Raw genomic sequence first — 20,233 nt, 5'->3', positions numbered from 1 at the left:
TTGTTGAGCAATGCTCAATAGGGTGAGCGAGAAAGATTCCAGACCCCGTCAGCGCCTGACACAGGACGAGCGCCGCCGTCAGCTGCTCGGCATCGGGCTGAAGATGCTCACCGAGCGACCCATCCAGGACGTCGCGCTCGACGCCGTCGCCGAGGAGGCCGGCATCTCGCGCGGGTTGCTCTTCCATTATTTCCCGTCGAAGACCGCGTACTACGAGGCTGTCGTCGCAGCCGCGGGTCGCCGCATCCTGCGCAACGTCACCCCGCCCGACGACGTGACGGGCCGCGCGGCGCTCGCCGCGATGGTCGAGGCGTTCGTCGCTCAGATCGAACGCCGACACGAGCTCTATCGCGCCCTCGTCGAGGGCAGCCTCGCCGACGTCGGGGGAGCCGAGGTCGCTGTCACGCTGCGGGAGCGCCTCACCGGCATCGTCCTCGATTCGCTTGCCACAGAACCCGATTCGACGACGCCGCACCCCGCCGTCGTCCACGCCTGGCTCGCGTACGTTGAGGATCTTGCCGTCCAGGGCACACGCCCCGCCGTGCGCGAGCAGTTCGACGCCGGCGCCACCGTCCGTCATGCGCTGGCGGCGCTCGACGCGTTGAGCGGCGTGGCGATCACGCCGTCGCACTTCTCCCCCCAGGACGACGGCGCGCCCCGCCACGACTGCGGGCCTGACGTGCCCAAGCCTGTCACCCCTCACGATCACACCTCCCAGACCCCCACCAAGGAGTAGCCATGCGCGCAGTTCAGGTCGTCACCCTCGACGGGCCCGGTGCCGTCCGTATCAACGACGTCGACGCCCCCACGCCGAAGCCGCACGAGGTGCTCATCGACGTGCGCGCCGCCGGGTTGTGTTACCCCGACGCGTTGCTGACCCGTGGGCTGTACCAGATGAAGCCCGAGCCGCCGTTCACGCTCGGGGCCGAGGTGGCGGGCGTCGTCGCCCAGGCGCCCGAGGGGTCGGGGTTCAGCGTGGGCGACCGTGTCGTCGCCTTCCCCGGCTTCGGGGGGATGGCCGAGCAGGTGTGCGTCGCAGCGCCGTTCGTCTTCCACCTGCCGGACGACGTCAGCTTCGAGACGGGTGCGGCGCTGCCCATGAACTACCTCACCGTGCAGTTCGCCCTCGACCGACGTGGGCGCCTGGCCGAGGGGGAGACGGTGCTCGTGCATGGTGCGGCCGGCGGCATCGGCATCGCCGCGATCCAGCACGCCAAGGCGCGTGGTGCGCGCGTGATCGCCGTTGCCTCGAGCGACGACAAGCGCGCGATCGCCACCCAGGCCGGCGCGGACGACGTCATCGCGCCCGACGGGTTCAAGGACGCCGTCATGGAGCTGACGGACGGCCGCGGCGTCGACATCGTCGTCGACCCGGTCGGCGGCGACCGCTTCACCGACTCGCTGCGCAGCCTCGCAGTCGAAGGCCGCTTGCTCGTCATCGGGTTCACCGGCGGCGCGATTCCCGAGGTGAAGGTCAACCGGCTACTGCTCAACAACGTCGATGTCGTCGGCGTCGGGTGGGGCGCGTTCTGGATGCCGCGCCCCGAGACCGTCCCCGCGCAGTGGAAGGCGATCGAGCCGCTCGTCGCCTCCGGTCAACTCTCACCCGTACTCGGCGAGGTGCGCCCCCTCGAGCGTGCCGGCGAGGCCATCGCCGAGATGGAGGAGCGCCGCGCGACGGGCAAGCTCGTCCTCACGCTGTGACGGTTCGGGTGCCGCCCGGTGCCGAGCCGGGCGCACTCGCCTCGTTCTGCTCGGGATCCGCTCTGCAGGCCCGGCGCACGAGCAGGCCGGTGGCGCCGATGAGGGCGCCGACGACGAACACCGTCACGGCGAGCAGCCCCAGCATTCCGGCCAGGACGGCGTTGATGACACCGGAACCTGCGTGGGTCGTGACGTACTCGCTCGTCGGCAAATGGCCTCCCCCTCAGCAGCCGCGTCGCCTGCGCCGATCGCGCTTAGGGTGCGACTCACGCTCTTGGCTCAGCCAAGCACGGATCGTCGGCGGGCGGGGTTTGCGAGGACGTGAAAAGGTGGGGGCATGTCGTGGAGTTCCGAGCAGATCGCCTGCGTCGAAGGAGCGCGTTTCGCGCCGAGCACCATCGGGTACGAACGTGAGGACGTCGAGCGCCTGCGCCGTCGCGCCGTCATCGCGATGAGAGCCGGCAAGCCGCTGCCCGACCTCGATGCGATGGTAATGCGGCGCACCGCGCGCGGCGGGCTGAACCTCGGGCAGGTCGACGGTCTGCGCACCGTGCTGTCGGTGTGGCGACGCACCACGCCGATCGAGGATCCGCAGGACGTGGCACGTCGCGCTCAGGAAGCCGAACTGGCGGCCTTCGCGGGGGTGCGTGACGGCGCGCCGCGCTGGAGTTCGCAGCAGATGGATCGCGTGCGCGACAAGCACTTCACGTTGCTGCGGCGCACGGCGACGAGCTACGACGAGAGCGACGTCGACGACTACCTCGACTCCGTCGTCGTCGCGATGCGCCGCGGCGTCGAGCTGCCCGACCCGGCGCAGGCGCGTTTCGCGTCGTCGGGCTTGCGGCGCGGCTACGACCCGAAGGAAGTCGACGACTTCCTCGACGAGATCGCCCACCTGCGACCGGAGGGATGACGAGCGATGACCGATCCCGACAAGCCCGCCCACGACAGCCGGGCCCCTGAGAACCAGGCTCCCGAGAACCGCGCCCTCGAGAACTCAGGCGATGAGAAGTCAGCCCCCGCGACGAGCTCGCCGGTCGACGACGCCGCGCAGAGCGGCACACCTGCAGGGGCCGACGAGTTGCGTCGTGCGACGCGCGCCGAGGTCGACGCCGAGGGCCTGCCCGACGAGAACACTGTCTCGAAGGCGGCGGTCTACCTCAACCGCAAGCTGCCGCGTACGCGCACCATCACCCAGGGGCTCGTGCGTGACGCCGAGGGTCGGGTCATGCTGTGTCAGTTGTCGTACAAGAAGTTCTGGGATCTGCCCGGCGGTGTCGTCGACCCGCACGAGTCACCGGCGCACGCCCTCGTGCGGGAGATCGCGGAGGAACTCGGCGCGACGGCGACGATCACAGGTCTGCGTGTCGTGTCGTGGCTGCCGCCGTGGCGCGGCTGGGACGACGCGATGCTCTACCTGTTCGACGTCGAACTCGACCGTCCGGCAGGCGAATTCGCGCTGCAGCGCAAGGAGATCGCCGGCATCCACTTCGTCGGCCTCGACGAACTCGACGACCGCGTCGCGGCCTACACCGCCAAGGTGATCCGGCGCGCCGTCACGGCGATCGAGAACGGCGAGAGCGGTGTCTACCTCGAGAACGGTGACGAGCCGGGCTGGGCCTGAGCCTCAGACGCGGTAGTCGCTGCGCTCGTCGTCCGGGTCGATGATGAGCCCGAGGACCCATGACACGACCGACACGATGGCGGCGCCGACGACAGCGGTCGGCCAGAAGCGGTCGATGTGGAACGCGAAGCCGAGCTGACCCGCGAGCCACGACGTCAGCATGAGCATCGCCGCGTTGATGACGAAGATGAACAACCCGAGCGTCAGGATGAGGAACGGCAGCCCGAGCAGCTTCGCGAGGGGCCGCGCGAGCGCGTTGACGACGCCGAAGAGTGCGCCGACGACGAGTGCCGTGACCAGCTTCGTCGAGTTCGTCGTGAACCCGTCCGCGAGCGTCATGCCCTCGAGCAGGGCGGCGGCCACCCAGATGGCGGCCGCGTTGATGGCGACCTTGACGAGTGTGCGCATGAACCCACTCTGCCCCGTAGGGCTGAATGTTTCCTCGATCTGAGCGGCGCGCTCGCTGACGGCCGGCCTCAGGTCTGCGGTTGGGTGAACGCCCACTGGATCATCTCGCCCAGGTGGGGGACGTATGTGTTGTAGTTGTGCCCGCCGTGCGCGATCCACATCGCCGACACGTGCGGATCGGCCTTGGCCAGGTCGGCCATGCGCTTCGAGGTGGTCCAGGTCGCCTTGTCCTCACGGCTAGCGACGAGGAGCATGCGCGTCGTGGGCATCTGGTAGAGGCGGTAGAGGTAGGACGGGGAGTTGAGGTCGCGCTCACTCTTCGAGCGGTAGAGGTCGCCCGTCGTTCCGTCCGTCATCGATTCGAAGTACCCACCCATCGAGACTGCCGAGCCCCATGGTGAACCGGAACGGGTGTAGAGCGCCTTGGCCGCGCAGTACCCGCCGGTGCTCCAGCCCAGCGCCGACCACTGCTTCGACTCCTTGGCGACTCGCAGGTGCGAACGGATGGCGTTGGGCACCGTCCGCGTCAGGAACGTCAGTTCCTGGGGGCCGTGCGTGATGTTGGTGCACTCGGTGTCGCGTCCCTGCACCGTCTGGTAGGGCGCGAACACGGCGACGAACGGGGCGGTCGTCCCCTTCTCGACGAGAGCGCTAGCCGTCTGACCGAAGTTGAGGTTCTCGACGGTGGAGCCGACGGTGTTGGCGTAGCCAGGCAGCACGACGAGGACGGGGTAACGCTTGTTGGCGTTCGTCTTGTCGTGGTAGCCCGGCGGCAACCAGGCGACGCTCTGCGCGGTGCCACCGCCCGGTGTGGTGATGGGGAACGACTCGAAGCGGCCGCTGCCGGCTGAGCTGGCGTCGACACCACCGGCGGCGATGGCGGCCGCGCCGTTGTCCGTCTTGCCGAGCGCGTCGTCCCAGCTCGAGTAGAAACCGTACTGACGGTTGACGTACAGCCCGAGGGAGGCGACGGCGAGCACCTGGGCGACGACGACCGCCACCCAACTGCCGACGGCGCGCTGCCACGTCGCCTTCGTGCGCTGGCGCACCAGGACGAGCGCCAGTGGCACGATGACGGCGCCGATCACCACGAGGGTGAGCAGCGACGGGCTGGTGATGGACAAGGTGGCCTCCCCTGATCTGATTCTCGGCGTCATTAAAGGTGCCCTTGCTGGGGGAACGATGAGGAGCATCTGGAAACCTCGCGCGGCCTAGGCTGGGAGCATGAGCGAATCGCTGGAGACCCCCGTCCGTCTGCGCACCACCCTCGACTCCGTGCCGGGATACAAGCCGGGCAGGCCGGCGGCCATGGCCGCGGAGGATTCCGAGCGCGGCGTCACGAGTGTGTTCAAGATCTCCAGCAACGAGAACCCGTACCCGCCGCTGCCGTCCGTGCTCGACATCGTGCGCGAGGCCGCGACGACGATGAACCGTTACCCGGACATGGCGTCGTCGGAGCTGACGCACGCCCTGGCGCAGCGGGTGGGTGTGAGCGCCGACGAGGTGAGCTTCGGCACGGGCTCGGTGGGCGTCCTCGCCTCCCTCATCCAGATCACGTGCGAGCCGGGCGACGAGGTCGTCTACGCGTGGCGCTCGTTCGAGGCGTACCCGATCGTCGTCGCGCTCGCGGGGGCGCGCTCGGTGCAGGTGCCGCTCGACGCCGACGCGCGGCACGACCTCGATGCGATGGCGGCTGCCGTCACCGATCGCACGCGGCTGCTCATCGTCTGCACACCCAACAATCCGACAGGCCCGAGCGTGCGTGCTGACGAGTTGCGCGCGTTCCTGCGGTCGCTGCCGGAGGATCTGCTCGTCGTGCTCGACGAGGCTTACCTCGAGTTCGTCGTCGCGGACGATGCGCCGGACGCGCTCGCCATCTACCGCGAGTTTCCCAACGTCGTCGTCCTGCGGACCTTCTCCAAGGCCTACGGCCTCGCGGGGCTGCGCGTCGGTTACGCGTTGGCGCGCCCGCGCATCACGACGGCGCTGCGCAAGGCGGCCACCCCGTTCGGCGTGAGTGACATGGCGCAGAAGGCCGCCATCGCCAGCATCGCAGCGTTCGACGAACTGCAGGAGCGCGTCGTCTCCCTCGTCGCTGAGCGTCGACGCGTCGTCGACGCCCTGGGCGAGGCGGGCGTCGACATCCCCGACACGCAGGCCAACTTCGTGTGGCTGCCGCTCGGCGAGCGGGCACTCGAGTTCGCCGCCTTCGCGGACGAGAACGGACTCGTCGTGCGCCCCTTCGACGGTGACGGCGTGCGCTGCACGATCGCCGAGGTCGAGGCCAACGACCGTCTCATCGACGTCGTGACGCGCTTCTACGCGGGGTGAGTCGTCTCTGCGGGCTAGATTCGAGTGATGCCGATCACATCGTGAGACGGGGGTTTCGCGCCTCGATACGACTGTGAACCTGGCCGAAGAAACCGTCGTTCGGATGCGAATTACTCGTCGGTAGCCAGGTAGCGTCTCCTAGGTGGCGTGACCTGCGTCACAAGCCCTGTGGTGGCGTCCCGCACTCCGTGACGTCACCCCCGAACGCCTCGCGCCCCGCACTCAGGGCGACGTCGCGCAAGGAGGAAACGATGACGATTCCCGACGCTTCGCGCACCAATCACGCAGCGCACCTCGATGGGGTGACGCACGTGGCCGGTCATGCCCTCGACGGCAAGCCGGACATCACCGACGGCGGCCCCGACATGGTGCAGCTCATCGCACCCAACGGCACCCGCTCGCCGATGACGAGCGTCAATGAGCCCTACATGGAAGCGCTCAAGGCCATCACGGCCGAAGAGGTGCGCGCGATGTACCGCGACATGGTGCTCGTGCGCCGATTCGACATCGAGGGCTACAGCCTGCAGCGCCAGGGCGAGCTCGGCCTGTGGCCGCAGCTGCTCGGCCAGGAGGCCGCCCAGGTCGCCGCCGGCCACGCGCTGCGCGAGCAGGACTACGGCTTCCCCGGCTACCGCGAGCACGGCGTCGCGTTCTGCCGCGGCATCCAGCCGAGCCAGGTCTTCGCGCTCTACCGCGGCGTCACGCACGGCGGCCACGACCCGCGCAAGCACAACTTCAACACCTCGACGATCGTCATCGGCAACCAGATGCTCAACGCCGTCGGCTATGCCATGGGCCTGCGCCTCGACGGTGTCGTCGGCACGGGGGACGTGAACGTCGACGCGGCCGTCATGGCATTCACCGGCGACGGCGGCACGAGCCAGGGCGACTTCAACGAGGCGATGGTCTACGCGGCCGTCAACCACTCGCCGATGGTCTTCTTCATCCAGAACAACGGCTGGGCGATCAGCGAGCCGAACACGCGTCAGTTCATCATCCCGCCCTACAAGCGCGCTGACGGCTTCGGCTTCCCCGGCGTGCGCACCGACGGCAACGACGTCCTCGCGACGTACGCCGTCACCCGTCGCAGCCTCGACAACGCGCGCAGCGGGCTCGGCCCGACGCTCGTCGAGGCGTTCACCTACCGCATGGGCGCGCACACGACGTCCGACGACCCGTCGCGCTACCGCGACTCGGCACACGTCGAGGCGTGGAAGGCAAAGGATCCGATCGCACGTCTGCGTTCGCTGCTCGAGCGCGAGAACCACGCCGACGCGGCGTTCTTCGACGACGTCGACGCCGAGGCGAAGGAGCTCGCCGCCGAGTGGCGCCGCTCGTGCCTCGAGATGCCCGACCCAGAGATGACGGCGATGTTCGACCACGCCTACACGGTCATGGACGACCAGCTCACCGCTCAGCGCGACGAGTTCGCGGCCTACCTCGCCTCCTTCGAGGACGATGCAGCATGAGCGGCGCTTCCACGAGCACGGCCCCCGGCGCCGAGAAGGCCGCGAAACCCAAGAAGGCCCCGAAGCTCTCCCTTGCCAAGGCGCTCAACGCGGCGATGCACGACGCGATGGCGGCCGACGACAAGGTCGTCGTCATCGGTGAGGACGTCGGCGAGCTCGGCGGCGTCTTCCGCCTGACCGACGGGTTGAAGAAGGAGTTCGGCGACCGCGTCATCGACCCGCCGCTGGCCGAATCCGGCATCGTCGGTTCGGCCGTCGGCCTCGCGATGCGCGGGTACCGCCCGATCGTCGAGATCCAGTTCGACGGGTTCGTGTACCCGGCGTTCGACCAGATCGTCAGCCAGGTCTCCAAGGTGCACAACCGCACCGAGGGCGCCGTCAAGCTGCCCATGGTCATCCGCATCCCGTTCGGCGGCGGCATCGGCGCCGTCGAGCACCACAGCGAGTCGAACGAGGCGTACTTCGCGCACACCGCCGGCCTGCGCGTCGTGGTCTGCTCGCGCCCCGTCGACGCGTACTGGATGATGTGTCAGGCCATCGACTGCGACGACCCGGTCATCTTCTTCGAGCCCAAGCGCCGCTACCACGAGCCCAGCCCCGACCAGCTCGACCTCGCAGCCGGCCCCGCTCGCGGCCTGTTCGAGGCCGAGGTGCTGCGCGAGGGCACCGACCTGACGCTGCTCGCGTACGGCCCGATGGTGCGCACGTGCCTCGACGTCGCCGCGGCCGCCGAGGCGGAGGGTCGCTCGCTCGAGGTCATCGACCTGCGCACGCTGTCGCCGATCGACGAGGAGACGATCTGCGAGTCCGTGCGCAAGACGGGCCGCGCCGTCATCGTGCACGAGGCCGCACGCTCGTACGGCGTGGGCGCCGAGCTGGCCGCGCTCCTGCAGGAGCGCTGCTTCTATTCGCTCGAAGCGCCCGTGCAACGCGTCACCGGCTACGACATCCCCTACCCGCCGAGCCGCCACGAGCGCGAATACCTGCCCGGGCTCGACCGCATCCTCGACGCCGTCGACGCGTCCTTCAGCTTCTAGGAGTACCGCCGAACATGGCCATTCAAGAGTTCACCCTGCCCGACCCCGGTGAAGGGCTCGTCGAGGCCGAGATCGTGACGTGGCACGTCACCGCAGGCGACACCGTCGACGTCAACCAGGTCGTCCTCGAGATCGAGACGGCGAAGTCGCTCGTCGAACTGCCCATCCCGTGGGCCGGGACGGTCGCATCGATCCTCGTGCCCGAGGGCGAGACGGTCGAGGTCGGCACGCCGATCGTCACGATCGACGTCGGCGACGATACAGCCCCTGCGGACGATGGCGCTGCCGGTGCCGCCAATGACGCTTCCGGAGCTGCCGACGGTGGCGAGGTCGCGGCCGAGATGCAGACGGCGGCCGACGTCGCGCCCGCCGAGACCGGCGAGTCGGATGACGAGCCGCAGCAGAAGACGCTCGTCGGCTACGGCCCGACGCCGTCGAGCTCGACGCGCCGCGCTCGTCGCGGCCGTGGAGCCGGTGGCGGCGCGTCGGGTGGCGGCACGCTCGCCGCCCCCGCGACGCGCGGGTTCGCGAAGCAGCAGGGCGTCGACATCGATACTGTCGAACCCTCGCGCGACGACGGCGTCGTCACTCGGGACGACGTGAAGAAGGCCGGGGGTTCAAACGCGCCCGCGGCGATGTCGACGCCGAGCGTCGCGTCGAGCGCCCCACCAGCGCCGAGTGCGGACACCGTCGCGAAGGCTGCGGCCAGTGCCCCGTCGGTGCGCCCCGACAAGCCGACGGCTGCCGCTCCGGCCCCGGCCGGTCTGAGCGACGAGCGCATCCCGATCAAGGGCGTGCGCAAGGTGACGGCGCAGGCCATGGTGAGCAGCGCGTTCACGGCGCCGCACGTCACGGAGTTCCTCACCGTCGACATGACGCGCACGATGGAGTTCGTCCGCGAACTGCAGGGCATGCGCGAGCTCAAGGACATCAAGGTGACGCCGCTGCTCGTCGTCGCGAAGGCGTGCCTCATCGCGATGCAGCGTGAGCCGATGATGAACGCACTGTGGGACGACGCGAACGGCGAGATCGTCATGCGTTCCGAGGTGAACCTCGGCATCGCCGCGGCCACCGACCGTGGGCTGCTCGTGCCGAACGTCAAGGACGCCGGCCGCTTCGGCCTCGGCGACCTGGGGCGTGAGATCGCGAAGCTCGTCGAGATCGCACGTCACGGCAAGCCGAGCCCGGCCATCCTCAACGGCGGCACGTTCACGATCTCGAACATCGGCGTCTTCGGCGTCGATTCGGGCACGCCGATCATCAAGCCCGGTGAGAGCGGCATCCTCGCCATCGGCACGGTGCGTCCGATGCCGTGGGTCGTCGAGAACGAGCGCGGCGAGCAGGAGATGGTGATCCGCCAGATCGCGCAGCTGTCCTTGAGCTTCGACCACCGCATCATCGACGGCGACGTCGGTTCGCGGTACCTGTCGACCGTCGGCCAGATTCTCGAGAACCCTGCGAAGGCGATGCTCTGGGGCTGATTTCGCTCCCTCGTTCGGCCGGCTGAGTCACGTCGTGCCACCTGCGTCAGTCCTGACTGACTCGCGTGGCACGAAGTGACTCAGCTGCGCCCTGATCTTCCTCGGTGCGTGAGTCGTGGAGGGCGTGCAGATCGGCCGCGAGGCGCGCGTACGCGTGACGCTTGGCCCACTCGGCCTTCTTGCGCTCCGAGCGTCTGCGGTTGCGGTTCGCGGTGACGCCCCAGAACGCGGCCGCGACGATGGGTACCCATACCTTCGGGTGCTCGAGCAACCATGCGAGCCAGCCCGGTGGGGTCCACGACGGCAGCCTGGGCCACGGGATCGACGGCAGGTCGACCGAGGGCCACGAGACGCTCGGCCATGGGATGTCGGGCCAGTCGATGTCCGGCACGAGTGATGCCATCCACGCGATGATCGGGCCGAAGATCCACGCGAGCAATCGCGCGACGAGGGGACCGAGGACGAGCACGCTGACCGCCCATCCACTCTTGCCGAGCCCGCCGAGGATCGGGTACAGCACCCGCTTGAGCGGCGACGAATCCATCGCGGCGTACCGGTGTGCCGCCATCGAACCCACCGGCGCATCGAAGGCGGTGACCCCGCCGTCGTCGCGCAGCTGGACGTCCATGACGTACCCGCGCACCGGGTTGACGCTCACCTCGACGCGCGGCTTCTCCGTCGCCTGGGTGTGCTCGGTGAAGTGCCCGTCGGGTGTGGAACGCACGAGGCGGATCTTGACGTTGCCGATGCTGCGGCGGCGGGCGAACACCACCCCGTCACGCATGAGCACGAGCCCTGGGCGCGCCCACTCATCGTCGAGGCCGAGGTGGGTGCGCAGCTTCTCCTTTCGACCCGGCGAGAGGGGCAGACGCTCGCCTGCCCGGCGGCGGGTGCTGCCGCGGGCGCGACTGGCACCGGCCGGCGTGATGACCGGCGCACCCGTCGAAGATTCTTTGACCCCGTGCCCCTCGTCGCCCACCGGCGACGCGCCCGTGCCGTCATCGTCGCGGCCGGGATCCGGTGCGCCGGGTGTGAATCCCGGGTCGACGGTACGGAGTTCGTCAGCCGACCCGACGTAGGCCTCCAACGTTCCGCGTTCGGGGTGATCGAGCTGCCACTGCTCCATGCCTGTCCCTCCCTCGGCCCGGCGTGCGGCGCCGACGATGAACCGCCCATTCAAACATCGGGTGCGCCGAAGACGAGTGATGCCCACCCCGACCAGGTCGGGGTGGGCATCACTCAGCGTGCGTCGCGAGCAGCCGTCACTCGTCGTGGGAGGCGTGACGAGCGACCGAGTGATCGACCTGCTCGCCATGCTTGCGCGCCTCGACGCGCGCGATGGCAGCGGCGACGGCGTCGCTCACGTCATCGTGCGTCTCGTCGGCGGGCGTCGAACCTGCGTCCACGCCACCGTCGGCTACGGTGTCGGCGCGACGTGCCGCGCCACCGTCAGCGGCGAGCTCGGCGTTCGACTTGTCCTGCGCCGCGGCCGCGGCCATCGCCGATTGCTTGCGCAACTCGATCTTCGGCAGGAACAGCAGGGTGATGAAACCGAGCAGTGCGATGCCTGAGGCGAGCAGGAACACGTGGTCCATCGACTGCGCGAAGCCTGCCTCGAACGGGTGAGCAACAGCCTTCGGCAGGCGAGCGATGACGGAGGAGTCCTCGCTCACGTTGTTCAGGGCGCCGCCGCCGGACTTCGGGTTCGCCAGGCTCTGCAGGATGCCGTAGGCGTGCTCGTCCTTCATGAGCTCCTTGTCGGCGAGACCGCTCTTGAGGGCCTGCTGGAACGCGGGCGTCTTCGCCTCGTCGGTGAGGTTCGTCTTGATGTTGCCGCCGACCGTCGAGAACAGCATCGACAAGAAGATGGCGACGCCGACGGTTCCACCGATCTGACGGAAGAACGTGGCGGACGAGGTGGCCATGCCGATCTCGCGGGGGCTGACGGCGTTCTGCACGATGAGCGTCAGCGCCTGCATGCAGTTGCCGAGGCCGATGCCGACGATGGCCATGAACACCATGACCTGCCACAGCGGCGTGTCGGCGCTGATCGTGTGCAGCAGGAACATGCCGACGGTGACGATGGCGGTGCCGATGATCGGGAACTCGCGCACGCGACCCGTACGAGCCGTCAACTGGCCGGCTGTGATGGAGGCCGTCATCATGCCGGCGACGAGCGGCAGCATCATGAGGCCCGACTTCATCGGGGAGGCGTTGTGCACGATCTGCATGTAGAGCGGCAGCATCATCATGGCGCCGAACATCGCCATGCCGATGATGACGGAGGCGACGACGGTGACCGTCACGGCACGGTGGCGGAAGATGCGCAGCGGGATGAGGGCCTCGTCCTTCATCTTCGCCTCGGCGAGGACGAAAGCGATGAGGCCGAGGATGCCGATGGCGAAGCAGGCGATCGACTTGCCCGAACCCCAGCCCCACGTTCGTCCCTGCTCGGCGACGGTCAGCAGCGGCACGAGGCCGACCGTGAGCGCGACGGCGCCCCAGTAGTCGATGCGGTGGTCCTGACGCGTGTGCTCGAGGTGCAGGGTGCGGGCGACGACGAGGAAGGCGACGATGCCGATCGGCACGTTGATGAGGAAGACCCAGCGCCAGCCGGTGAGACCGAGGATGTGGCCCTGCTCGGCGAAGAAGCCACCGATGACGGGGCCGAGGACGGAGCTCGTCGCGAAGACGGCGAGGAAGTAACCCTGGTACTTGGCGCGTTCGCGCGGCGGCAGGATGTCACCGATGATCGCGAGGGCCAGCGACATGAGGCCACCGGCGCCGATGCCCTGGATGGCGCGGAACGCGGCAAGCATGTACATGCTGTTCGCGAATGAGCATGCGAGCGAGCCGATGACGAAGATGACGATCGCGAACAGGTAGAACCCGCGGCGGCCGAAGATGTCGGAGAGCTTGCCGTACAGCGGGGTCGCGATGGTCGAGGTGATGAGGTAGGCCGTCGTCACCCAGGCCTGCGCGGAGAGGCCGTGCAGGTCGTCACCGATGGTGCGGATGGCGGTGGAGACGATCGTCTGGTCGAGTGCGGCCAGGAACATGCCCATCATGAGACCCGCGAGGATCGTCATGATCTGGCCGTGCGAGAGCTCTGCCGAGCTCGATTGCTGCGCGGGTGGCGCAGCGGTCTGTGCAGACAAGAGGGTGCCTTTCGACGTTCAGGCTGGGGGACGGAGGGGAGTGGGTTGCCCGGCGCGGGGCGTGCAGCCGCCCTGGTAGGCATCGAGCGATGCGGTGAACTTGAGCAGCAGGTGCTGGAACTCGCGGGCTTCCGCGGTGCTCCAATCGGTGAGCAGGTTCTGCATCCACACTGCGCGATCCTCGCGCAGTGTGCTGACGAGTTCGCGCGCGTCGGGCGTCAGGGTGACGAGTTGCGCGCGACCGTCCTGCGGATCACAGATCTTGGTGACGAGGCCGCCGTCGGTGAGTGCGCTCACCTGGCGACTGACCGTCGAGACGTCGGAGTGGACGATGTCGGCGAGGGCCGAGACGCGCAGCGGCTCCGCCTCGAGGGCGTAGAGCAGGGGCAGCGCGCCGTGGTCGGCGTGCGGGTGGGGTCGTGGCAACTTGCGCTTGTGCGCGCTCATCGCCTTCGCGGCCCCGACGAAGGATGTCGCGATGTCGCGTGCGACGGGGAGGTCGACGGTCACTTCGGTTCCTTGAGGGGAGGGAGTGCCCAAGAATGCTTGGGCTGCACAACTATATGTTTGGTTGTGCCATGCAAGCAAATTTATTGGGGTGGGGTCGATCGGATGGATGGATGGGTCGCCGGGCCGCGCGGGCCCTGTCGGGCATGACGACGCCGGACGTGCGGGGATCGGGTGGCGCGAGGGGTTGTCACCGGGCCCACGTAGGCTGGGCGCATGAGTTCGAGCGCCACGAAACCCACCCCGTCTGCCCCCACAGGGCCGCTCGGTGGCGGGCGTCTGCTCGCGGCTGCGATGGCGCTCGCGGTCGCCGTCGCGGCCGGAGCAGTCGTGTTCACCGGGGCGAGCAAGGCGCAGCAGCTGCTCGACGCCGGCGCGATCGTGCGCTGGGGCATCGCTCTGTTCAAGCCCGCGGCGGACGTCGCGATGGCGGCGACCATCGGCTTCACCGGGCTCGGTGCGTTTCTCGTCGCCGAGGGCCACAAGACGATGCGGGTCGCGCGCATCGGGCGCTGGGCCTCGATCAGCGCAGCCCTGTGGTTCGGCGCGACCCTCGTCGTCAGCTACCTCAGCTACGGCGACCTGGCCGGCATCCCCGTCGGTTCGCGCGGGTACACGGGTCAGTGGTGGAGCAACACGTGGCAGCTGGAGATCCTGCGCAACCCGATGCTGACGGCGATCGCGGCGCTCGTCATCGCGGTGGTCTGCTGGTGGCACTCCTCGCGTACGAGCCTGGCATGGATGACGGCACTCGGTCTGCTCGCGCTGTGGCCGATCGCGTTGAGCGGCCACGCCGCCGGTTCGAGCGATCACGAGACGGCCGTCGACTCGCTCATCATGCACCTCGTCCCCGTGACGCTCTGGGTGGGCGGCATCATCGCCCTCGGCGTCATGTGGGGCCGCCTCGGCAAGGCCGCGGCAGCGTCGGTGCGGCGCTACTCGAGCGTCGCGACGTGGTGCGTCGGCTTCGTCGCTTTCTCCGGCGTGCTCGCCTCGACGCTGCGCGTACCCGACCTCAGCCAGTACGTGACGACGCGCTACGGCCTCGTCATCGTCGCGAAGGCACTGTGCCTCGTCGTGCTCGGCGCGCTCGGGCTCATGCAGCGACGCCGTGTCGTCGCCGTCCTCGAACGTGACGCGAGCGACCGGCCCAGCAAGGCGCTGTTCGCCCGGCTCGCCCTCGTCGAGGCGCTCGTCATGGGCGCGACGATGGGCCTCGCTGCGGCGCTAGCGCGCTCCGCGCCGCCGTCAGGGCAGGTCGTCGAGAGCGCCGACCCGGTCGTCGCGCTCACCGGATACCCGGCGCCGCCCGTTCTGACGCCCGCGAACTTCTTCTCGCAGTGGCGCATCGAGTGGCTGATGACGACGTTCGCCGTCATCGCCATCGTCCAGTACGTGCGCTGGGCTGTGCGCCTGCACCGCCGCGGCGACCACTGGCCGATCCACCGCACGATCCTGTGGGTGCTCGCTTGGCTCGTGTTCATCGTGACGATCGACAGCGGCGCCGGGGTCTACGGACGCGTCATGATGAGCGTCCACATGGCCGGACACATGGTCATCTCGATGACGGTGCCGATCCTGCTCGTCATGGCCGCGCCCGTCACCCTCATGCTGCGGGCATGGCCCAAGCGCTCCGACGGCACACGCGGACCGCGCGAGGTGCTGCTGTCGGTCGTGCACAGCCGTTACCTCAACGTCGTCGCCAACCCTGCTGTCAGCTCGGCCCTGTTCTTCGTCAGCCTCATCGTCTTCTACTACACGCCGTTCTTCGAGCTGGCGCTGCGCACGCACACCGGGCACATCCTCATGAACATCCACTTCCTCGTCAGTGGCTACCTGTTCGCGTGGGCCCTGATCGGCATCGACCCCGGCCCCAAGAAGTGGCCGGCGCCGCTGCGGCTGCTCGTGCTGCTCATCACGATCACGTTCCACGCATTCTTCGGTGTCGCGATGATGACGGGTAGCACGTTGCTCGCGCCCTCGTTCTTCACCGCCCTGCACTACGTCTCGGATCCGCTGCGCGACCAGCAGGCCGCCGGAACGATCACGTGGGGCTCCGGTGAGGGCCCGACATTCTTGCTCGCCATGGTCGTCGCCGCGCAGTGGTACCGATCCGACCGCATCGAGGGTCAGCGCGCGGAGCGTCGTGCCGAACGCGACGGTGACGCTGAGCTCAAGGCCTACAACGCCTACCTCGCCTCGCGGGGTGGTCAGGGTGGTCAGGCTGCGTCCCCCGTTCAGGCGGAGGGTGAAGAACCGGCCCGTCAGATGTCGTCGAGCACGACGGAAGCAGCGGCGTCGACTACGGTCGAGGGTGAGCACGACGAACGTCCCGAGCAGCCCTCTGGGCGCGCCGAATCCGGCCGCGTCACCGTCGGGGGCATCGACAAGGAGTAGCCATGCGCGTCGCCGTCATCCAGCTTGCCTACACCGATTCGGAGCCGATGGGGGCGCGCATCGAACGCGTCGCGTCGCTCGTCGAGTCGCAGAAAGGCGCCGACCTCGTCGTGCTGCCGGAGCTGTGGAGCGCCGGAGGTTTCGACTACCCGGCGTGGAACGAGAAGGCGCAGAGCGTCGAAGGGCCCGTCGCGCGGGCGTTGTCAGAGGCCGCGGCGAACGTCGGCGCATTCGTTCACGCCGGCTCGATCATCGAGAAGCCCGGCGAGAAGGGCCCCGAGGGGCGCGGGCTGTGGAACACCTCGCTGATGTTCGACCGTGACGGCGACCTCGTCGGCACCTACCGCAAGATCCACCGATTTGGCTTCGGCAACGGCGAACCCAAATTGATCGAAGCCGGCGAGGAGGTCATCGTCCTCGACCTGGCGCTGGGTGACAGGGCCGGTGGCGCCATGGCCGCCGAAGTCGCAGTCGACGACGGCGACGGCGCCGTCTGCGACCCGGCGAACCCGGAGGCCTGCGTCGAGGCGTCACAGAGCGAATGGGCGATGGGCGCCGAACTGGCCGGGGTCAACCTCGACGGCGACATGAGCACCTCCAGCGAGGTGGACGATGCCCCCGCCGCGAGTGTCGCCGACGATGCGAGGAAGGGCGCGTCTGCGCCCGACGGCCACGTCAAGGTTGGTCTGTCGACGTGCTACGACCTGCGTTTTCCCGAGTTGTACCGCAAGCAGGTCGACGCGGGCGCCGAGGTGTTCGTCATCCCTGCCGCTTGGCCGGCTGCGCGCGTCGCGGCGTGGCGCACGCTGCTGCAGGCTCGCGCCATCGAGAACCAGGCGTTCGTCATCGCCTGCAACACCGCCGGCACGCACGCCGGTACGGAGATGGGCGGCAACTCGGCCATCGTCTCGCCGACCGGTGAGGTGCTCGCCGAAGCCGGGCGCGGCGAACGCACCATCACCCTCGACATCGACCTCGACGACGTCGCCGCCACCCGCGAGGCCTTCCCCGTCCTGAGCGACCGTCGCCTCTGACCGCGGCCCCGGATGTTGTGTCATGAACGCGCGCCATACCGCGCGTTCATGACCCAAGGTCGGGTTGTCCACAGGGCCTCAGCGCGCGCCACCCCGATTCGGGCACCCTCGGAGGGTGACTTCAGCGCAAGCGACCCACGTTGACGCCTGCGAACTGGCGTCGAAATGTTCGGGGTGGTGTCGCGGGGGCAACTACGTCAGCTGGGCAGCACGCGTCATCAGATCCGGACGCACGTGGTCGCGGGGCGATTCCGCGTGCTCGGGACACAGGCGGTGCACGTGCTCGCAGCCGGGTGGTGAGACGAACGATCACCCATCGTGGTCGCCGTGCTCAACGCCGGCAATTCCGCCTGGGCTGACGGCGAGAGGCGGTGATGCTGGCAGGCCTGCGCGGTTGGCGTCATGGGCGCGCAGTGATCGTGCGGCGGCGACCGTCCTCAGCATGGTGGCGCAACGACGAATGGCGCGGCCCGAGGCGATGATGCACGCCCTGCGGCTGCTGCCCAAGCTCAAGCGTCAGGTGTTGGTCGGCGACGTGCTCGGCGACGTGAGTCAGCCTTGGCCGGTGCAGCCGCTGATCTTGCGTCGTGAACGCGCGGTATTGCATGCGTTCGTGACGCAAGATCGGGCGCGTAGGGTAGCGGTCATGAAACTTCGGGCGCCGGAACTGACGGGGCGGGGCTGGCTCAACACCGGCGGCGCCGACATCACGCTGACGAGCCTGCGCGGCAAGGTCGTCGTCCTCGACTTCTGGACGTTCTGCTGCATCAACTGTCTCCACGTGCTCGATGAATTGCGCCCGCTCGAGGAGAAATACGGCGACCAGCTCGTCCTCATCGGCGTGCACTCGCCGAAGTTCGAGCACGAGGCCGATCGCGATGCCCTCGAAGCCGCCGTCGAGCGGTACGCGGTGCACCACCCCGTCCTCGACGACCCCGACCTCACGACGTGGCAGGCGTACGCGGCGCGCGCGTGGCCGACGCTCGTCGTCCTCGACCCGGAGGGCTACATCGTCGCGTCGATGTCCGGTGAAGGACACGCGCACGGATTGAGCGTGCTCATCGACGACCTCATCGCCGAGCACACGACCAAGGGGACGCTGCGTCGCGGTGACGGTCCGTACGTCGCGCCGCCTGCCCCCGAGACGTTGCTGCGTTTCCCGGGAAAGGTCATCACCGCGCCGGCTCGCCCGGTGCAGGCGCAGCCCACGGGCCGTCAGAGCGCGGACGACGCCGCCGCTTCCGCGGGTGCCGGGGAGCACCTGACGAGAGGGGGTTTCTTCGTCAGCGACACCGCGCACCACCAGGTCGTGCACCTCGCCGAGGACGGCGAGACGGAGCTGGCGCGCTACGGCGGCTCGGGGGTGTTCAACGAACCACAGGGGCTGTTGCTCCTTCCCGAAGAGGCTCGCGCACGCACCGGCGACGACCTGCTCGTCGCGGACAGCGTCAACCACGAGATCAAGGCGATTCGGTTGAGTGACGGGCGGATTCGCACCGTCGCGGGCACCGGTGAGCAGCTGCGCGAACGTGACGGCGGCGGCCCGGCGCTGCATCAGGCGCTGTCGACGCCGTGGGATCTCGCGTGGTGGCACGACCGCGTCATCATCGCGATGGCGGGCACGCACCAGCTGTGGGCGCTGCATCTGGGCGAGAGCCCCGAGCTCAACACCGTCGCCGTGCTCGCCGGCACGAGCAACGAGGGCATCCGCGACGGCGCCGCCCACGACGCCTGGTTCGCGCAGCCCAGTGGTCTCGCGACGAGCGCGGACGGCTCACACGTCTGGGTCGCCGACTCCGAGACGAGTGCCTTGCGTAGCCTCAGCGTGAGCAACGAGGGTTTCGAGGTGACGACCCACGTCGGGCAAGGGTTGTTCGACTTCGGCCACGTCGACGGCGCGGCTGACGCGGCGCTGCTGCAGCATCCCCTCGGTGTCACGGAACTACCCGACGGATCCGTCGCCGTCGCCGACACGTACAACGGCGCGATTCGGCGCTTCGACCCGTCGAGCGGCGAGGTGACGACGCTCGCCACGGGCCTGGCCGAACCGAGCGACGTCATCGTCGTCCCGGGGGAGGTGGACGCTGATGCACACCTGCTCGTCGTCGAGTCGAACGCCCATCGTCTGACGCCGGTGGCGCTGACCGCCGAAGCGCAACGCATCGAGGGCGATGCGCAGCAGACGCAGCGCCCGCCGAGCGAGATCGCCTCGGGCGCAGTGGAACTCGTCGTCACGTTCACGCCGCCGGCGGGGCAGAAACTCGACCACCGTTACGGCGACCCGACGATGCTGCAGGTGAGCAGCTCTCCCGAGGCGTTCCTCCGCGACGGAGCGGGCAAGCAGCAGGGGCTCACGCGCACGCTGACGATCGACGAGAGCGTCGGCTCGGCCATCCTGCACGTCAGCGTCCGCGCAGCCGCCTGCGACGGCGACCCCGACACCGGCGAGGTGCCCGAGCACGCCGCCTGCCATCTTTACCAACAGGATTGGGGCATCCCCCTCGTCATCACCGGCGACGGCCCCCGCACGCTGACGCTCGACCTGCGCGGCGTCTGACGATCACGTCTGCTCTTGCCGGCCCCGGGAGCTGCAACTCGGCGATGCGGGGTCGCCGCTCTCAGGCAGTGCGCCCGCATGGGCGGTGTTCAGCACGTCGAGTAATCGATCGATGCTCCGCCGACGTGACGTCAGCACCCCTTCGAAGCGTGCCCCCCGGGCGTCAGACGAGCGGAGCGTAGAAGTACGTCTGGCGGTAGGCGATGTGATCGCCGGCGCCGAAGCGGAAGAAGTCGGCGAACTCGAGGTGCGCGTCGCTGCCGTCCTTGAGCACCCCGTTGAACTCGCCGCGCACGAACGCCTCGTCGCCGTCGATGAGCAGTGACGTGACGCTGTGGCGTCCCGATTCGATGACGCGATCGCCCGAGTAGAACGCCCGCAGCGCCTCGCGGCCGGCCATGGGTTCGTATCCGGGGCGGCAGTAGGTGGCGTCGTCGGTGAAGATGTCGAGCACGCCCTCGACGTCGCCGGCGTCGACGACCTCGTAGTAGCGGCGGATGTGAGCGTCGCCGGATTCGCGCTGCAT

Annotated in this window: 19 protein-coding genes; 11 read left to right on the top strand and 8 right to left on the bottom strand. The window is 68.9% G+C overall.

What is annotated here, in order from left to right:
* Nucleotides 1-22 precede the first annotated feature (22 nt).
* Both NQ706_RS06585 and NQ706_RS06580 read left to right on the top strand, forming a co-directional pair.
* Nucleotides 23-736, top strand: a complete 714-nt coding sequence (locus tag NQ706_RS06585; RefSeq protein WP_074039683.1) for a TetR/AcrR family transcriptional regulator — start codon at nt 23-25, stop codon at nt 734-736.
* 2 nt (nt 737-738) lie between these two features.
* Nucleotides 739-1,704 carry an NADPH:quinone oxidoreductase family protein gene (locus NQ706_RS06580; protein ID WP_038566655.1) on the top strand — a complete coding sequence of 322 codons (966 nt, stop codon included), beginning with the start codon at nt 739-741 and terminating at the stop codon, nt 1,702-1,704.
* On the opposite strand, the gene NQ706_RS06575 is transcribed toward NQ706_RS06580, so the two are convergent.
* Complete coding sequence (locus NQ706_RS06575) at nt 1,694-1,915, bottom strand: hypothetical protein (protein ID WP_038566657.1); 222 nt, start codon at nt 1,913-1,915, stop codon at nt 1,694-1,696. The genes NQ706_RS06580 and NQ706_RS06575 overlap by 11 nt on opposite strands.
* A 126-nt stretch (nt 1,916-2,041) precedes the next feature.
* Here NQ706_RS06575 and NQ706_RS06570 point away from each other — a divergent pair, with 126 nt between their 5' ends.
* Nucleotides 2,042-2,617, top strand: coding sequence for a DivIVA domain-containing protein (locus NQ706_RS06570; protein WP_038566659.1), 576 nt, complete (start codon nt 2,042-2,044; stop codon nt 2,615-2,617).
* Here NQ706_RS06570 and NQ706_RS06565 read toward each other — a convergent pair.
* Nucleotides 2,554-2,766 carry a pentapeptide repeat-containing protein gene (locus NQ706_RS06565; protein ID WP_171969818.1) on the bottom strand — a complete coding sequence of 71 codons (213 nt, stop codon included), beginning with the start codon at nt 2,764-2,766 and terminating at the stop codon, nt 2,554-2,556. The genes NQ706_RS06570 and NQ706_RS06565 overlap by 64 nt on opposite strands.
* Nucleotides 2,767-2,908: 142 nt before the next feature.
* Between NQ706_RS06565 and NQ706_RS06560 the strand changes: the two genes are divergently transcribed.
* Nucleotides 2,909-3,328, top strand: coding sequence for an NUDIX hydrolase (locus NQ706_RS06560; protein WP_353887039.1), 420 nt, complete (start codon nt 2,909-2,911; stop codon nt 3,326-3,328).
* Between the two features lie 3 nt (nt 3,329-3,331).
* Here NQ706_RS06560 and NQ706_RS06555 read toward each other — a convergent pair whose 3' ends face one another.
* Nucleotides 3,332-3,736 (bottom strand): phage holin family protein, encoded by a 405-nt coding sequence (locus NQ706_RS06555; protein WP_038566662.1) that lies wholly within the window; start codon nt 3,734-3,736, stop codon nt 3,332-3,334.
* Between the two features lie 68 nt (nt 3,737-3,804).
* On the bottom strand, nt 3,805-4,860 hold the full coding sequence (locus tag NQ706_RS06550) for an esterase family protein (RefSeq protein ID WP_038566665.1): 1,056 nt from the start codon (nt 4,858-4,860) through the stop codon (nt 3,805-3,807).
* A 100-nt stretch (nt 4,861-4,960) separates the two neighbouring features.
* Here NQ706_RS06550 and hisC point away from each other — a divergent pair, with 100 nt between their 5' ends.
* The 4 genes from hisC (at nt 4,961) to NQ706_RS06530 (ending at nt 10,054) form a co-directional block, all read left to right on the top strand.
* Nucleotides 4,961-6,067: a histidinol-phosphate transaminase gene (gene hisC, locus NQ706_RS06545; RefSeq protein ID WP_038566667.1), complete on the top strand. Its 1,107-nt coding sequence runs from the start codon at nt 4,961-4,963 to the stop codon at nt 6,065-6,067.
* Nucleotides 6,068-6,318: 251 nt separating this feature from the next.
* Nucleotides 6,319-7,536, top strand: a complete 1,218-nt coding sequence (locus tag NQ706_RS06540; protein ID WP_081873553.1) for a thiamine pyrophosphate-dependent dehydrogenase E1 component subunit alpha — start codon at nt 6,319-6,321, stop codon at nt 7,534-7,536.
* On the top strand, nt 7,533-8,573 hold the full coding sequence (locus tag NQ706_RS06535) for an alpha-ketoacid dehydrogenase subunit beta (RefSeq protein ID WP_038566670.1): 1,041 nt from the start codon (nt 7,533-7,535) through the stop codon (nt 8,571-8,573). Before NQ706_RS06540 ends, NQ706_RS06535 begins: the two co-directional genes overlap by 4 nt.
* A gap of 14 nt (nt 8,574-8,587) precedes the next feature.
* Nucleotides 8,588-10,054 carry a dihydrolipoamide acetyltransferase family protein gene (locus tag NQ706_RS06530; protein WP_038566672.1) on the top strand — a complete coding sequence of 489 codons (1,467 nt, stop codon included), beginning with the start codon at nt 8,588-8,590 and terminating at the stop codon, nt 10,052-10,054.
* A gap of 46 nt (nt 10,055-10,100) precedes the next feature.
* Here NQ706_RS06530 and NQ706_RS06525 read toward each other — a convergent pair whose 3' ends face one another.
* The 3 genes from NQ706_RS06525 to NQ706_RS06515 all read right to left on the bottom strand — a co-directional run bounded on the left by NQ706_RS06525 (nt 10,101) and on the right by NQ706_RS06515 (nt 13,722).
* Nucleotides 10,101-11,180 carry a hypothetical protein gene (locus tag NQ706_RS06525; RefSeq protein WP_038566675.1) on the bottom strand — a complete coding sequence of 360 codons (1,080 nt, stop codon included), beginning with the start codon at nt 11,178-11,180 and terminating at the stop codon, nt 10,101-10,103.
* 136 nt (nt 11,181-11,316) lie between these two features.
* On the bottom strand, nt 11,317-13,212 hold the full coding sequence (locus NQ706_RS06520; RefSeq protein ID WP_038566677.1) for an MDR family MFS transporter: 1,896 nt from the start codon (nt 13,210-13,212) through the stop codon (nt 11,317-11,319).
* 18 nt (nt 13,213-13,230) lie between these two features.
* Nucleotides 13,231-13,722 carry a MarR family winged helix-turn-helix transcriptional regulator gene (locus tag NQ706_RS06515; RefSeq protein WP_051805534.1) on the bottom strand — a complete coding sequence of 164 codons (492 nt, stop codon included), beginning with the start codon at nt 13,720-13,722 and terminating at the stop codon, nt 13,231-13,233.
* A 213-nt stretch (nt 13,723-13,935) separates the two neighbouring features.
* Between NQ706_RS06515 and NQ706_RS06510 the strand changes: the two genes are divergently transcribed.
* The 3 genes from NQ706_RS06510 (at nt 13,936) to NQ706_RS06500 (ending at nt 19,707) form a co-directional block, all read left to right on the top strand.
* Nucleotides 13,936-16,116 (top strand): cytochrome c oxidase assembly protein, encoded by a 2,181-nt coding sequence (locus NQ706_RS06510; RefSeq protein ID WP_038566679.1) that lies wholly within the window; start codon nt 13,936-13,938, stop codon nt 16,114-16,116.
* 2 nt (nt 16,117-16,118) lie between these two features.
* Nucleotides 16,119-17,150 carry a nitrilase-related carbon-nitrogen hydrolase gene (locus NQ706_RS06505; protein ID WP_038566681.1) on the top strand — a complete coding sequence of 344 codons (1,032 nt, stop codon included), beginning with the start codon at nt 16,119-16,121 and terminating at the stop codon, nt 17,148-17,150.
* Nucleotides 17,151-17,796: 646 nt separating this feature from the next.
* Nucleotides 17,797-19,707: an NHL domain-containing thioredoxin family protein gene (locus tag NQ706_RS06500; protein ID WP_038570124.1), complete on the top strand. Its 1,911-nt coding sequence runs from the start codon at nt 17,797-17,799 to the stop codon at nt 19,705-19,707.
* A 163-nt stretch (nt 19,708-19,870) separates the two neighbouring features.
* On the opposite strand, the gene NQ706_RS06495 is transcribed toward NQ706_RS06500, so the two are convergent.
* The gene (locus tag NQ706_RS06495) at nt 19,871-20,233 is read right to left on the bottom strand and encodes a nuclear transport factor 2 family protein (protein ID WP_038566685.1); all 363 of its coding nucleotides are present in this window, start codon (nt 20,231-20,233) and stop codon (nt 19,871-19,873) included.

Origin of the sequence: Dermacoccus sp. BD5, from assembly GCF_044878485.1 — a bacterium.
Classification (GTDB): domain Bacteria; phylum Actinomycetota; class Actinomycetes; order Actinomycetales; family Dermatophilaceae; genus Dermacoccus; species Dermacoccus nishinomiyaensis.
The sequence above is the reverse complement of the archived record's forward strand: the minus strand, read 5'-3'. Positions and strand labels throughout refer to the sequence as shown.